The sequence below is a fragment of the Bremerella sp. TYQ1 genome (genome assembly GCF_020150455.1).
Taxonomy (GTDB): Bacteria; Planctomycetota; Planctomycetia; order Pirellulales; family Pirellulaceae; genus Bremerella; species Bremerella volcania_A.
The window spans coordinates 2238940-2253925 of the sequence record NZ_CP083740.1 but is presented as its reverse complement, the minus strand read 5'-3'; the positions used below and the strand labels follow the sequence as shown (position 1 = coordinate 2253925).

The window sequence follows — 14986 nt, the reverse complement described above, 5'->3', positions numbered from 1 at the left end:
CTCACGGCCAGATTCGCGTTTTCTGGTGGTATAGTTGGGAAACGCTTACCCGTAGTTCTCGTCCATGCCCAGTCGCATGCGCAGTTCCTCGAACTGTTGCTGATATCGCTGTGAGGAGGAATGAACATGTTCCGCTTCGGTGATGAATTTCATGTTCGGCGTCGGATAGACGTCGCGGTCGATGAAAGCACTCTCGAATGGCTTCAAGTCGTTGCCGTAGACGATCAACAGCTTGTGCTCGTCGAACTGGACCTCCAGGGGCGAATGAGGATTCAGAACCGCAATGCCAGTGCATCCGTCGTTGAGCAGTAGGTCTTCGTAGTCCCACAAAATGCTCTTCAGGACCGGCAAGTCGATATGTTCGCGATACATATCGCTGTTCTGAGCCATATCGTGGTGGTGGCTTGATTCCAAGACCACGTCCACTTCTGTACCCAGCGGGTCGAGCAAGTCCATGAAGGTTTCAAACAGGTTCGACCGCGTGGCGGAACCCATCAACACGGGAACCGTGCTGCCGGTTTGATCGTCGCGATACGTTTCGCGGCGAAAGCCTTGCGTGGGGACGACCTTCAGATCGAACGAAGGGCGAACCGCTTCGGTCAGCTCGAAACCGTTGTAACTCCCGACATCCAAGTGTGCTTCTAGTTGCTCTTCCGAGAGATGTTCGAAACTGTTTGCCATATGACCCAGCTCGTTCTCGTGAAAAACGCTCTTGAAAAACTGCTTCAAGAAGCCCATGAGTGACCTCTGCTCCGGTGTTCTTGCTCGTTTGGGAAGCCTCAGTGTCCCGCCCAAGCTGTTCTCTTTGTCTTTTGAAATCCTAGGTTGGATTTTTGGTGCGTGACGCCTTTTCTTGCGGATGCCTTCTCGACAAGTTGTGGCCGTCTTTGTCTTAGCCGTTGGCGGCGAAGTGCGAGACGTCTCACGCGAATCTAACGAGAGCATAGCACCGTAAAACGTGCCGTTTTTAGGTCTTAGGTGACAATCTTCGAAAACAACAAAGACAAAACTCTTGGCGCTCACGACACCGATTCGCAACCTATGCAGCGCTGCGGCATTAGTCTTTGATCGCTACGATCGTCGCAACATGTCTTCAGAAGGGGCGAATGGTGTGGGTAGCCGATTCTCGATGAATCGTTGGAGAAACATTGGTGGCGTTTGGTATACTTCCCGCTAGGAATGATGTCGCTTTTCCGCAGCCTTTTCCCCCCACCCCACCGATGCCTCTCCCTGATCAACGCATTGCATGGATGATTTCGTTTGGTCTGATCGTTGCCGCTTGTGCCGGTTGTAACACCGGCAAGCCATCTCAGCCCGACACCCAAACTGTGGAGAAACCAGTTTCCACGGAGGAAAAATGGGGAGCGATTGTCCTTCAGGGGGAAAAAATTGGCCACATGCGCGAGAAAATCGAGCATCTGACGCACGATGGCAACGCGTACGTTCGCACCACCCAAGTCAAAAACATGACAATTCAGCGAGCCGGGCAGCCATTAGAGTTGAAGGTCGAAGATGTCTTTCTCGAAACGCCCAGCGGCTTCCTGAAGCAGTTCATTACTAAGATGGGACAGGGTGGAGCCGTCACACGCTTCACCGGACAAGTCTCCGAAGATGGTCAAACTCTGCAATTGACGACGCAAAGCGGAACAAGCCCACGTATTTCGGAATCAATTGATTGGAAGCCGGAATATGGGGGAGTTCATGCCGTGCAGCGAATGCTCGAGGCCTCGCCGCTTGAAGTGGGAGAGACCCGCACGGTGATGGCATTGATGCCGACTGTCAATCGCGTGGCAAAGCAAACGGTGACGGGGCTGGGTAACGAAGAAGTCACAATGATTGACGGATCTCAGGTCAGTCTTCTCAAAGCCCGTCAGGTGATGGAAGCAGAGGGACAATCTCCGTTTGAATCGCTCGTATGGCTCAACGCAGATGGCGAAATCGTGAAAACGAAGTCAGTCGGGCAAGAGTTCGAGATCTATAAGTGCCCCAAGCAGTATGCGTTGAGCCCAAATAAGGCGGTCTCTTTCGATTTGGCCCTCGATACGATCGTCCCCGTAGAAGGAATGCCGAAGGAGAACTTCGATCAGCTTGAATCGATGGCGTACGAGGTATTCCTTAAAAACAGCGATCCGTCGCAGTTGTTTGTGAGTGGAGCGAATCAGGACGTCACCAAAATTGACGATCGTCACGCGAAGCTTCATGTCTGGCGCATTGCACCTAATGGAAAACTGCCGATGGCGTTGGCAAACGCTTCTAAGCCAACCGAGGCAGATCGCGCTGCGAGCCCTCTGGTGCAAGTGAATGATCCCGTAATTCAGCGATTAGCGTCCCAGGCAGCCATACCTAGTGGCGACACCGCAAGCCGGGCGATGGCGTTGGAAAAGTTCGTGCACCAGACGATCGAAGAAAAAAACTTCTCCCAAGGCTTTCTTTCGGCTGCAGAAGTCGCGCAAGTGAAGACCGGAGACTGCACGGAACATGCGGTGCTGTTGATGGCATTGCTCCGTGCGAAAGGGATTCCCTCGCGTGGGGCATTGGGACTTGTTTACGTCGATTACGGCGAGAAAAAAGGCTTCGCGTACCATATGTGGACGGAAGCCTGGATCGGTGATCGGTGGTTGCCGCTGGATGCTACTCGCGGCCAAGGAGGAATTGGCGTTAACTACATCAAAGTAACGCAGTCCGACTTAAGCGGTTCCGGAGCGTTTGCAGCATTCTTGCCGGTATCACAGGTCATCGGCCAGCTAGAGATTCGTGTGGCCGATTAACTTCTAGGCCGGCTTTTCTGCAACATATTGGGCAACGGCGGCCAGCAGTGGATTGATCGTTTGCTCCTGGATCTCATGCGGAGGGTCCCAGGCAAACCACTTTGCGTCTCCATGCTCGGTCAGGTTTAACTCGACATCTTTCTCGAGGCGAGCCAGGAAGTAGACCACCGTCTTCAGGGCATCCGAGCCACCGAACTTCTTCTTATAATTCACCACGTACTGAAGCTGGTAGCGAAAGCCAGGATCGACAGTGATGTCGTCGGCGTGAATCCCTGTTTCTTCTTCCAGTTCACGCAGGGCACATTCCATTTCCGATTCTCCTTTGTCGACGTGCCCCTTGGGCAGATCCCAACGTTTGGGATGCTTCATCAACAAAAAGGACTCGATCGGGTCACCCTTCACTATCAAAAAGCCGCACGCTTTGGTCTGCGGCAAAGAAAGATCCGTCATGGGATTAGCTACTTTACTTCCTTGGGTTCGTCGGTCGGAAAGATGAAATCGGCGATAAAGAGTTGGCTGCTGTGGTCGTCACTTCGCGTGCTGGTCCACATCAACTTTTTACCATCAGGAGAAAACACGGGTAGCACGTCCGCGGCCGGACTGTCGGTGATTCGCCAGATGGGGCCAGGCTTGATGGCGTCGTCGGTTTCTTCGTACTTCATCAACCACAAGTCATAATTCGGTCGGCCAGGCTTCGAGTGGTCTGCACCTGCCCAGATGATATAAGGCTTCGTCGGGTGCCAATAGGGTGCCCAGTTCACGCCAACGTTATCGGTTAGCTGAAATTCCTTTTCGCCATCGACCGAGATCACGTAGATCTGCAGGAAACCTTCTTCCTTGCGATCACTGCGGAAAACAATCCATTTTCCGTTGGGCGAAATGAATGGTCCGCCGTCGTAGCCTTTAGCGTCGGTCAATTGTTTCAAGTTGGAGCCATCGGCATCCATGATGTACAAATCAGGGTCGCCGTCACGATCGCTACAGAACGCGATTTTCTGGCCATCGTGCGAGTAAGCCCCTTCGGCGTCGTACCCTTGGGCAGTGGTGAGTCGTGTCATTTCGTTGGACTTCATGTCCTTTACGTAGATGTCGGTGTAAGGATCGAAGTCCCACGAGTATCGTCGACGCTTTCCGGTGCGGCGTTCCTCTTCCTGCTTGGCGATCTCCTCGTCTTCGGTCTGCTTCATATTCGGGTCGCGATGGCTACTCGCGAATAGAATTTTTTCGCCATCTGGGGTGAAGTAAGCACAAGTCGTACGTCCGCGACCGGTGCTGATAAGTTCCGGTTCGCCGCCAGACAGTGGCTGCGTATAGATCTGATAGAAAGGATACTGTTGCGGCACGGCCTGATAGACGATCTGCTGGCCATCAGGCGAAAAGTACCCTTCCCCGGCTTTTACCATGCCTGAGGTCACTTGTCGCACGTCGGTCAGGTATTTCGACTCCACCGAGGGTGTTTCGGCGGGCTCTTGGGCTTGAACAAGGTTTGTGGCAGCAAAAAGAATAGCGATCGCAGGCAGGAAAACGTGGTGCGAATGCGTCAGCATCGAGGCGGCTCCCTGAGAAATAGTCGGTGGGGTTTCGAACCGGTTGGTACGCACCATTATAGGCAGAAGGCAACCGGGCGTCCGAGTTTTACGGCGATACGCCAACTGAAAAAAGTTACCAGAACGGGACTTATCTACTTTACGTAGAGCTTGGCTCCCCCTATTTTTTGTACTGGCTCAATGCATATTCCGCATCAGGCAAAACGCTGGGGGCACCCTCTCCTGCTCTCAGCGGCGGATGGCGAGCTGATACGAGCGCGATGATTCAGGCAAATCATCAGGCGGCGCGCGTTGGATTCACAATCTGGTCATTCTTTGTACGAGGTGGAGATTCATGCGCACGTTTTTCCTTCGTGGGCGATTGTCCTGCGCGCTGATTGGTATGTTAGTCGGCTTTGTTCTGACCCAATCGGCGACAGCTCAACTTATTCCTGAAACCGACGACGATCCCGTAGCGGCTCCTGTCGAAGGGGGCAATGCGTCTGGCGTCGAAGTTCCTGAAGAGGAAACGCCAGGGCTTGATAGCGGTGATAACGCCTGGATGCTGACTTCCAGCGCGTTGGTTCTATTCATGACCGCACCAGGTTTGGCCATGTTCTATAGCGGTTTAGTCCGCAAGAAGAACGTGCTGGGCGTGATGATGCAGTGCTTGTTCCTGATGGGATTGATGACCGTCGTCTGGAGTCTTTGGGGCTACACGCTTTGTTTCGGTGGCTCCAATCCTTATTTTGGCGATCTTGAATACCTGTTTATGAACAACGTTCAGCCGACATGGGATGCCGAGTTGGGGGAACCAGTCACCCCAATGCACGACGGTAGTACGATTCCCGAGTACACGTTCATGCTTTTCCAGGGGATGTTCTTCATTATTACCCCGGCGCTGATCTGTGGTGCATTCGCCGAACGCATGAAGTTTTCCGCGATGGCGGTCTTTTCCGTTCTGTGGGGAACGCTCGTTTATTGTCCGCTTTGCCACTGGGTCTGGGATGAAGGTATTTTGGCCTATGATGCCCCGGAAGCGATCGCTGGCGGTGCTCTCGACTTTGCTGGCGGCACGGTCGTGCATATTAGCTCGGGTATCTCAGCCCTTGTTTGTGCGTTTTTTGTCGGCAAACGTTTGGGGTTTGGGCACGACGACATGCGTCCCCACAATCTTACGTACACGACACTGGGCGCGGCGATGTTGTGGGTTGGTTGGTTTGGTTTCAATGCCGGCAGCGCCGGGGCAGCGGATGGTGTGGCTTCCAACGCTTTTGCGGTGACTCACTTCTCGGCGGCAGCTGGAGCGGTTGCGTGGGCCATGATGGAATGGATACTACGTGGTAAGCCAAGCGTACTCGGATGTGCTTCGGGCGCAGTCGCAGGTTTGGTTTGTATTACGCCTGCGGCTGGTTTTGTCCTGCCGATGCCGGCGCTGGCAATGGGAGCCGCGGCTGGCATTTTGTGCTATTACACGTGTGCCGTCCTGAAACAGCAAATGGGTTACGACGACTCCTTGGACGCGTTTGGCGTGCATGGTGTCGGCGGAACGTTAGGTGCGGTGTTGACCGGCGTTTTTGCGTCGCGTCACGTCTGCGGCGATCTCTCGGGAGGCGAGCCAATGGGTCTCTATGAAGGGGGCGGTGTCTCGCTGTTGATCGGTCAAGTTGTGGCCGTTCTCGTGACGATCGTCTTCTCGGTGTTCGCAACGGTCATTTTGCTGAAACTGATCGACCTGGTGATCGGATTGCGAGTGACGCAAGAGAGCGAAATCCGCGGCCTCGATATCTCTGAGCATGGAGAAGAGGGCTACATTTTTAGCTAATGTCGCACGCCTGGAGCGATGCGTTTGTATATTCGCGGCCGAGCCTGGCAAGATGGGCTCGGCCCTGTGAGCAGAATTAGGGCGTACTAGGAGATAAGCCGATGAAAAAAGTTGAAGCGGTTATCCGCCATTTCAAACTAGACGACGTCAAGAATGCGTTGAGCGAACAAGGGGTGTTCGGTATGACGGTAACCGAGGTTGCCGGTTATGGACGCCAGAAGGGACATACCGAAACCTACCGCGGCACGGAATACTCGGTCGACTTTGTACCCAAGAAGAAGATCGAAGTGGTTTGCAGCGACGAGAATCTGCAAAAGGTGATCGATACCATTCTGCGGACCGCTCAAACCGGCCAAATTGGGGACGGTAAGATCTTTGTCACGAATTTGGAAGATAGTATCCGCATTCGTACCGGAGAAACCGGCCAAGATGCCATCTGAATCCCTTCGGTGGATTCTGACATGAAGTAAACTGGAAACGGCGCTGCGAAGACATGTCGGCGCCGTTTTTTGTATACCCCACGATAAGATTGAAGCGTTTCCATGGCAGCACTCCGTCTTCGTGAATCGGTCATCGAGGCAAAGCAAAAGCTGGCCAACGGCCGAGAGAAACTCAAACGGCAGCACGAAGCGGGAACTCCCGGCGTGCAACTGTGCGCCCAAATTACGGATTGCTTCGATGGGATTATTCTCGATCTGGTCAACGCCGCCGCGGACGACGTCCCTGGTTTTACGCCGGAGCGTGTGTTGTCCAACATCGCTGTCGTTCCGCATGGTGGATATGGACGTCGTGATACGGCCCCCTACTCCGACATCGACTTGATGGTGCTGCACGCACCGACGTTTCGTGAACCCGCCATTCAGTTTACCAAGCGGCTTCAGCAAGACGTCTTTGATGTTGGGCTAATCCTAGGGCACAGCCTGCGTACGCCATCCCAGGCAATCTCGGCGGCGCTTTCCGATGCGACTATTTTCACGTCGCTCGCCGAAAACCGTTACTTGGCAGGTAGTGTCGGGCTGTTCCGTGATTTTGCCGAGCCATTTCGCCGCAAAGCGAGACGTAGCTACCGTGGATTGTTTCACGCGATCATGAAGGCTCGCGACGAGGAACGTCAGCAGTATGGCGAAATCGTGCACTTGCTGGAGCCGAACATTAAACGTTCCAGCGGAGCCTTGCGTGGCATTCAGATGGTGCGCTGGCTCGGCTTTGCCAAGTTTGGTGAAAACGAACTCGACTCATTAAACCGCCTCGGGGCGATTTCTGACCGAGATCGCAAGATCCTGCGTGATGCTCGGGAGTACCTGTTGCGGTTGCGTAACGAGCTCCATTTTCATGCTGGCAAGTCCTCCGATCTACTCGATCGGGCCGAGCAGATCCGCATCGCGGAAATGTACGGCTTTGAAGGAACCGATGGTTTGCTGCCCGTCGAGCAGTTCATGCAAACCTACTTTCACCATACCAGCGGCGTGCGTGATGCAGCGAGACACTTTATCGCTTCGATTCGCCCTCAGTCGGTCGTAACGACCCTGTTGGGGCCGATCATGACGCGACGCGTTGATCGTGATTTTCACGTTGGGCCGTACCGCATCAGCACTTCGCGCCGCTGGAAACAGCATCGTGCTGGACAGCTCGATCAAGTGCTGGAACTGATGATCGCTGCCAGCCGCTTCGAGCGCCAAATCGATCATCCAACGTGGGAGGTCATTCGCGCTCGGTTCCAAGGCCAAGGCGAAATCGAGATGACCGAGGCAACCCGCAAGGCGTTCTTAACGCTCCTTTCCGAGCCTGGTCGACTAGGGCAATTGCTACGCCGCCTGCACGAGTTGCGACTGCTAGAGAAGATCGTCCCTGGCATGGCGCATGCTCGTTGCTTGCTGCAATTCAATCAGTATCACAAGTACACCGTCGATGCCCACTGCATTAAAACGGTTGAATGTGCGACCGAATTTTTGGAGCGAGAAGATACGCTGGGGGCTGTCTGTCGATCAATCAAGAAGCGTTGGCTGCTGCATCTTGCATTGCTCATTCATGATCTTGGCAAAGGCTTCCCGGAAGATCACAGTATCGTCGGGGCGGAAATTGCCGGCGAAGTGGCCGATCGTTTTTGGCTTTCGCCGCAAGACAAAGAAACGCTTGTGCACCTGGTACGTTATCACCTTTCGATGTCGCATCTGGCGTTCCGACGCGATACATCGGACGAACAACTGGTCCTGCGGTTTGCCATGGAAAATGGTCCTGCCGAGCGGATGAAGATGTTGTTCGTGCTGACGTGTGCAGACTTTGCCGGCGTCGGTCCTGGTACGTTAAATGACTGGAAGGTCCGCGTATTGACCGATCTTTATCGCCGGTCGATGCAAAATCTGGGCGGAGACGATACCGTCGATACGGTGGCGCTACGACGAAAGAAGCTGGATCGATTGGCCAGTCTGGTCCGTGGACACGAACACGAATCTTGGTTCCGCCGCGTGATCGATTCGTTGCCGGAAGGCTTCCTTCAGGAAACGCCAGCCTCGCAAATTATTGTTGATCTCGAGCAGCTTCATGCCATGCGTGACGATCTGCCGATGGTGAATTGCCAGTACCGCGAAGACCGTGGCGTGCTGGAGATTACCATTGGGACGCGGGAAGAACTCATGCAAGGCGTCTTCCATCGCTTAACAGGCGCCGTCACGAGCCAGCGGATGACGATTCTCGCAGCTGAGATCAACACGTTGGCCGACGGCTTGGTGCTTGATCGTTATTTCGTCCAGGACCAGGACCACGACGGCCAGACGCCAGAACAGCGGATGGAAGACATTTGTGGGCGAATTCGCAAGTACTTGACCGATCCTGACGACAACGTGCCGAAGTTTACTTCGACATGGACTTCCCGGAATCAGCGGATGGCAGAAGAAGCCATTCCAATTCCGACCGAAATCAAAATCGACAACGAGACCGCCGACAACTACACCATCGTCGAGGTCTTCACGCAAGATCGCCAAGGGCTTTTGTACAATATTTCCCGCCTGCTGTACGAAATCGGATTAAGTGTGCACGTGGCTCGCATCACGACGCATCTGGATCAAGTGGTCGACGTCTTCTACGTGACCGATTCGGATGGCAATAAGATCGTCGATGAAGATCGCCTGGCGACCATCAAGCAGACCCTCGGCGAGTCGCTGATCGAACAGAACTCGTAGCTCGCCTACGAGCCGAGTTGCCGGATGAACGTGACCCAATCGGCTTGCAATCGAGAAATCGATTCGCCGAATGTCTCTTCGACCGGCGGCGGCGACTCGTCCCGCAGAATGACGTAGCGATCCAGGCCATCCTCCGCGAAAAGATTCTTCTGGAATACTAGATACCAAGAGAGTCCCCACGCGACGTCGTAATCAAGACGCGCTCGATGCAGATTCTCGAACAGCAGGAAGCTGCCCGCTTCGGTTTGCAGCATTCGTTGCAAGCTCATGCCGTTGTCTCGTTCGACTCGTGCTTGAAGCTGCGACAAAAGTTCTTTCGGCGGCAGGTCGATTCGGAACGTGCCATTCTCGAACTGGGCGTGCTCGAACAGTTGGGCCAGGCCTTCATTCAACCAAACCGGCACTTCATACTCATCTTGAGGGTAAAGGTAATTCTCGACATACGCGTGAAAGGCTTCATGGCAAAGGTGCTGAGTGGCCTGATCCATTAAGCTGTCCAGCGTGGCTTGGTTGCGGCGATCGGTGACTTTGATCTGGCTCAATCGCTGCTTATAGTCGCGTTGCCAGGCTTCCCGTCTTGCTTGAACTTCGGGAGCAATTTCGTTAGGCGACCACCCTGCTTCTTTCAAGCGTTTTGCCAACTGATTTAAGTCGCCCGGCAATTGCTTTTCGATCTCGGTCCACTGCTGCAGAATTCTTTCATGTTGTTTCTGAACGACCGAAAGCCGATCTTGAAACGAACCTACGTCCGAGCCAATTAGTACCTGGTTGGTATGGGGAACATAGATCGCCGGATTATCGATTTGCAGGCCAATCTTCTTGAGGTAGGCCGAGTAGCTTCCCAACGAATGAAACACGACGATTTGAATATCGTGAGTCGGCTTGCGTTTCGGCGGCAGCCAATGTTCAAACGCTTGAAAGATCTGATCGACACGCACAGCTAAGCTGCGTGTCATGTCTTCACTCAGTGAAGTCGTTAAGACGAATCGATCGCTCTGATACTTCCATGCCTCGTCCGTTTCCAGTATCTCTGATGAAGTTTTTACTAGCTGTAACGAATCTTTTGCCGCGGCGCGAATCTGCGTGTGGTTGCGGAGTCCTTCGACCAGGTCTTCCAACCGCTGCCGATCTGTACCGGTTACTTTTTCGAGACGTCCTTTTTGGTTGGCGGATATCGTATGGATGACGGCGAACATCGGCTTGCCAGGCGGGCGGTTGATCTCTAAGAACTCGAGCCCGCGTGGCGATTCTTCCAGCAATAGTCCGGTCAGCTCCGTACCATCTTTCAGTCGCAACTTATCGGTTGGCACGTCGGCCAAAGGGCCGTCTGCGCATGCCACAAGCGGCCATGCAAATGTAAGCAGAGCCGCGAGCGTCAAAATAAATTGCCGTGATATCCGCGTCACGATCTGAAGCCTGTTCCTTAGCCGGCGTTGAAGGGTACGGTGTGCGAATCGGCGACGTTCACCCAGCAGTGGACGTGAGGATCGCCACGGAAGTACCAAACGAAGCTGGGACCTTCCAGTCGCCAATTTTCCCAGACGTTGTCTTCGCCAATGTCCGCATCGGCATAAAACGCCAGGTGACACGCATCGAGCCCGCCATACTTGTTCAAGCAAGCGACCACTTCGTCGCGGTCACTTTGGCGGTAGGGTTCAATCAATACTCGCAGCACTTCTTGCACCGCTTCCTTCTGGTCGTCTGAAAGATCGCCGACTTTGATGCCACTGAATTTTCCTTCAGGGCCTTGGAAGCTGTTTTCCTGCTCGATCGGGCTATCTTCGACCAAAGCAATCTTTTGCTGCTTGCCATCCAGAATTTGGTAAACGTTGTTGGCCGCTTTGGCTTGATGCCAGAAGACGTTACCGGGGTGGTCCGCTTTCTCGTTGAAGCCTTTCGCTGCGTGTCCGTAGAAGATAGGGCCACCGAATGCGACGTGCTCAGCCGAGTTGCCATCGCAGCGCATCGTCATGTGACGGCCGGTCATGACCAGTTCAAACTTTCCTTCCCCGGGCTTGCCAAAGATGGCGATGTTTTGCTGCTTGCCAAATCCGCCGGCGTCGTCTTTCAGTTGCCGATCAAAGCGTTCGACCCAGTCTGGGTTGACCATTCCCACGAAAATCTGACGAATCAGGTGCTGCTGCTCTTTGGTGAAGTAGTTGCCGTGGATCGTCTGATCGACAATGTGCCAGTTGTTTTCGACATGCGTCCGTAGTTTTCCGAGATGTGGATCTTCATGGTCCCAGTCGAAAGTGATCTCTTTCTTTTGTTTGTCACTGAGGGAATCGTACAGGACTTTTACCAACGATTCCGACGTGTCTTGCGGCTTGGTTTCATCCGCGGAAAGTATGGCAGGACCGCTCATCGCTAAACCGGCAGTTGTCGCCGCGGCCGTTTGCAGAAACTCACGACGGCTCGCGTTGGCCAGAGACAATCGACTAGGCATGGAAGGACCTCCGAAAGGGAGAAAACGTGAGGAGTGTGTCCCCCTATTTTTACCAGAGGAAACCCGCCCAGAACAATCGAAATGTTCAGCGGCGCAGCTTTTGGCAACGTGGACAAAAAAACGTGGCTCGTTGTGCTTGAACCGTCCGAACGATAACTCCTTTGCCACACGATCGGCAAACGTCTCCTTCTTTCGCATACACGCGGTGATGGTTCTGGTAACCGCCGTCCTGGTTTAACGCATTGCGATAGGTTCCATCGTTGAGCGTCGATCCTTCGTATTTGATGGCTAATTGCAATACTTCAAGCATACAAGCATGGATTCGCTTCCATGCCTGGGTGGAAATCTCGTGACATGGTTTTGCGGGGTGAACTTTCGCGAGGTGTAAGATCTCCGAGGCGTATAAGTTGCCGATGCCTGCGATCCGCCGCTGATCGAGCAAAGCGACTTTGACCGGCTGTTTCGTGGTCGCGAATTTGTTCTTCAGCGTGTTCCAGTCAACATCCAAAGCATCAGGCCCCAGTCGACCTTCATGAAATTCCTGCTCGAACTGCTTCTCAGAAAACCACCGAACCGATCCCAGTCCGCGGCGGTCCCAGTACAAGAGCTCCCGGTGGCTTGCCCCAGAGATCGCCAGGCGGACGCGTAAGTGTTCCAATGTGGGGGGATCGGAAATGAGAACGAGTCCCGTCATTCGCGGTTCAAACATCAAACGCGATTGGTCCTCCATCACCAGGAGAACTCGTTTGCCGAGGCGGTCGATTCGCTCAATGGTCAGCCCTGCGAGGCGTTTGTTCAGCGTGTCAGCAGGGGGCGTGATACCGATGGGGCGACGTTCACAGGCCAGTTTTTCGAACGATTCAATCCGACCGCCCACTAGGCCCAAAACCCCGCGACGCATGGTTTCAACTTCAGGAAGCTCCGGCAATTGGCTGTTCTCCGTTGTACGTTGGGCAGGCTCGCGGTTATCGCGTCCACTTGACCCCCTTTAAGGTTGCCCGGATACTCAAAGGTTTATCACGCAGGCACCTGCGTCGCATATTGGGAGCGATCCCGCTGCGACGTCATTCCCAAAATCGTGACACATGGATCCGCCGATGGAAAGTCTAGGTACCGCCAGTCGTAACGTGCCCGATCCCGCTGGCCGCTTTGGTCCGTTCGGGGGGCGATACGTCCCTGAAACGCTGACGCAGGCACTCGATCAGTTGGCGGCGGAATACGAAAAGGCCGTGCAAGATCCGACGTTCTTTGAGGAACTGAAGGGTTTGCTGCGTGATTTCGTGGGCCGCCCTTCCCCGTTCTATCATGCCAAGCGGCTGAGCGAACAAGTGGGTGGAGCTCAAATCTGGCTCAAGCGAGAAGATACCAATCACACCGGCGCTCACAAAATCAACAACACTCTCGGCCAGGCTTTGCTGACGCTTCGCATGGGCAAGAAGCGTGTGATTGCTGAAACCGGAGCTGGGCAGCATGGTGTCGCCACGGCAACCGCATGTGCTCACTTCGGCATTCCATGCGTCGTTTACATGGGCGAAGAAGACATCCGACGCCAGGCTCCGAACGTCTTCAGCATGAAATTGCTCGGCGCGGAAGTACGGCCGGTGACGACCGGGTCGCGAACGCTGCGTGATGCCATTAACGAAGCGATGCGTGATTGGATGTCCTCGGTCGAGGACACGCACTACATTCTCGGCAGCGTTGTTGGTCCCCATCCGTTTCCACGCATCGTCCGCGATTTCCAGGCAGTGATTGGTGACGAAGCCCGCGAGCAAAGCCTCGAGCGTCTCGGCAAGCTACCGAACAAAGTTGTCGCGTGCGTCGGCGGTGGCAGCAATGCGGCTGGTATGTTCTATCCGTTTGTGGAAGACAAAGAAGTCGAACTGATCGGCGTCGAGGCAGGCGGTCGCGGTCCCAACGCCGGCGATCATGCTTCGCCTCTTACCTACGGCGAGCCTGGCGTGCTGCATGGTAGCTACAGCTTTGTGATGCAGGACGAAGATGGTCAGACGTGCGACGTCCATTCGATGTCGGCCGGTCTCGATTATCCTGGCGTCGGTCCCGAGCACAGCTACTGGAAGGCAACCGGGCGTGTCGAGTACACCTGCTGCGAAGATGACGACGCGATGAAAGGTTTCGACGCGTTGGCCGCATCGGAAGGTATTCTGCCGGCCCTCGAGTCTTCGCATGCGGTCGCCAAAGCGATGGAAGTCGCCGCCAAGATGCCGAAGGACGAAGTCGTTCTTGTCTGTCTTTCTGGCCGGGGCGATAAAGACGCCGCCGAAATCGCTCGCTTGAAGGGCGTGAAATACTAAAAGCTATTGGCACACCAACGTAATTTTCAACCAACCACTTGAAGGCTGATAACCTGATGTCCGCAGTCGATCGAGCTTTTGAAAACCTGCGTCAGCAAAACAAGAAGGCCCTTGTGCCGTTTGTCACCGCTGGCGATCCATCGTTGGAAATTACCGCCGCGGCTCTAACCGAACTGGGCAAGCGTGGTGCTGCCGTTTGCGAAGTGGGTATTCCCTACAGCGATCCCATCGCCGATGGTCCAGTCATTCAGGCTTCCTATACGCGGGCTCTGGACAAGAAGATCAAACTCAAGTCCATTCTCGACACCATCGGCAGCGTCACGCCGACCCTCCCCTGCCCTGTCGTAACGATGATCAGTTATGCGATCATTCACCGTCACGGCCCCGAGCAGTTCCTCGATGCTGCTCAAGCTGCCGGAGTCAGTGGGGCGATTGTTCCAGACTTGTTGGTCGAAGAATCAGACGCGTTCGCCAAGCTTTGCAAGCAGCGAGATTTCAGCCTGATTCAATTGGTCACGCCAACCACCTCCAAAGAACGTGCCAAGAAGATCGTTGAAACGTCGACGGGGTTCATCTATTACGTTTCCGTCGCAGGCATCACCGGCGAACGCACCGAGTTGCCGCCTGATATCGTCGACAACGTCAAGTGGCTCAAAAGCCAAACCGATCTGCCGATTTGCATTGGTTTCGGAATCAACAAACCGGAACATGTCCATATGCTGAAGGAAGCATGCGACGGCGTCATCGTCGGTTCGGCCATCGTCCGCCGTCTCTGCGAAGCGGACAGCAAGCCCAAGGATGAAGTCATTCAGGAAGTAGGCGACTACGCAGACTCACTTCTCGATGCCCTCAATGGCTAGGCCATTCCGCGTTTCGGTACCATGCCGTGGTCCGCTTCGGCATGCTTACCTGGGAGTATTCTCGCCATTC

The 14986-nt window shown here is 54.5% G+C and carries 12 protein-coding genes; 6 read left to right on the top strand and 6 right to left on the bottom strand.

The window, feature by feature from the left end:
- Positions 1-45 precede the first annotated feature (45 nt).
- Complete coding sequence (locus LA756_RS08600; RefSeq protein ID WP_224439462.1) at positions 46-681, bottom strand: hypothetical protein; 636 nt, start codon at positions 679-681, stop codon at positions 46-48.
- Positions 682-1250: 569 nt separating this feature from the next.
- Between LA756_RS08600 and LA756_RS08595 the strand changes: the two genes are divergently transcribed.
- Positions 1251-2768, top strand: a complete 1518-nt coding sequence (locus tag LA756_RS08595; protein WP_224439461.1) for a transglutaminase family protein — start codon at positions 1251-1253, stop codon at positions 2766-2768.
- Between the two features lie 3 nt (positions 2769-2771).
- On the opposite strand, the gene LA756_RS08590 is transcribed toward LA756_RS08595, so the two are convergent.
- Positions 2772-3218, bottom strand: coding sequence for a bis(5'-nucleosyl)-tetraphosphatase (locus LA756_RS08590; RefSeq protein WP_224439460.1), 447 nt, complete (start codon positions 3216-3218; stop codon positions 2772-2774).
- A gap of 8 nt (positions 3219-3226) precedes the next feature.
- A complete protein-coding gene (locus tag LA756_RS08585; RefSeq protein WP_224439459.1) occupies positions 3227-4315 on the bottom strand; it encodes a TolB family protein in 1089 nt (362 codons plus the stop codon).
- Positions 4316-4649: 334 nt separating this feature from the next.
- Here LA756_RS08585 and LA756_RS08580 point away from each other — a divergent pair, with 334 nt between their 5' ends.
- The 3 genes from LA756_RS08580 (at position 4650) to glnD (ending at position 9298) form a co-directional block, all read left to right on the top strand.
- A complete protein-coding gene (locus tag LA756_RS08580; RefSeq protein ID WP_224439458.1) occupies positions 4650-6119 on the top strand; it encodes an ammonium transporter in 1470 nt (489 codons plus the stop codon).
- A 101-nt stretch (positions 6120-6220) separates the two neighbouring features.
- On the top strand, positions 6221-6559 hold the full coding sequence (locus tag LA756_RS08575) for a P-II family nitrogen regulator (protein ID WP_224439457.1): 339 nt from the start codon (positions 6221-6223) through the stop codon (positions 6557-6559).
- Positions 6560-6661: 102 nt separating this feature from the next.
- Complete coding sequence (glnD, locus tag LA756_RS08570; protein ID WP_224439456.1) at positions 6662-9298, top strand: [protein-PII] uridylyltransferase; 2637 nt, start codon at positions 6662-6664, stop codon at positions 9296-9298.
- A gap of 5 nt (positions 9299-9303) precedes the next feature.
- Here the strand turns inward: glnD and LA756_RS08565 are convergent, their stop codons facing one another.
- From LA756_RS08565 to mutM, 3 genes are all read right to left on the bottom strand, one after another.
- On the bottom strand, positions 9304-10704 hold the full coding sequence (locus LA756_RS08565; RefSeq protein WP_224439455.1) for a DUF1570 domain-containing protein: 1401 nt from the start codon (positions 10702-10704) through the stop codon (positions 9304-9306).
- A 17-nt stretch (positions 10705-10721) separates the two neighbouring features.
- Positions 10722-11744 (bottom strand): DUF3500 domain-containing protein, encoded by a 1023-nt coding sequence (locus LA756_RS08560; RefSeq protein ID WP_224439454.1) that lies wholly within the window; start codon positions 11742-11744, stop codon positions 10722-10724.
- 85 nt (positions 11745-11829) lie between these two features.
- Positions 11830-12672, bottom strand: coding sequence for a bifunctional DNA-formamidopyrimidine glycosylase/DNA-(apurinic or apyrimidinic site) lyase (mutM, locus tag LA756_RS08555; protein WP_224439453.1), 843 nt, complete (start codon positions 12670-12672; stop codon positions 11830-11832).
- Positions 12673-12841: 169 nt separating this feature from the next.
- Here mutM and trpB point away from each other — a divergent pair, with 169 nt between their 5' ends.
- Both trpB and trpA read left to right on the top strand, forming a co-directional pair.
- Positions 12842-14056 (top strand): tryptophan synthase subunit beta, encoded by a 1215-nt coding sequence (gene trpB / locus LA756_RS08550; RefSeq protein ID WP_224439452.1) that lies wholly within the window; start codon positions 12842-12844, stop codon positions 14054-14056.
- Between the two features lie 56 nt (positions 14057-14112).
- Positions 14113-14916 (top strand): tryptophan synthase subunit alpha, encoded by an 804-nt coding sequence (gene trpA, locus LA756_RS08545; protein ID WP_224439451.1) that lies wholly within the window; start codon positions 14113-14115, stop codon positions 14914-14916.
- Positions 14917-14986: the final 70 nt, after the last annotated feature.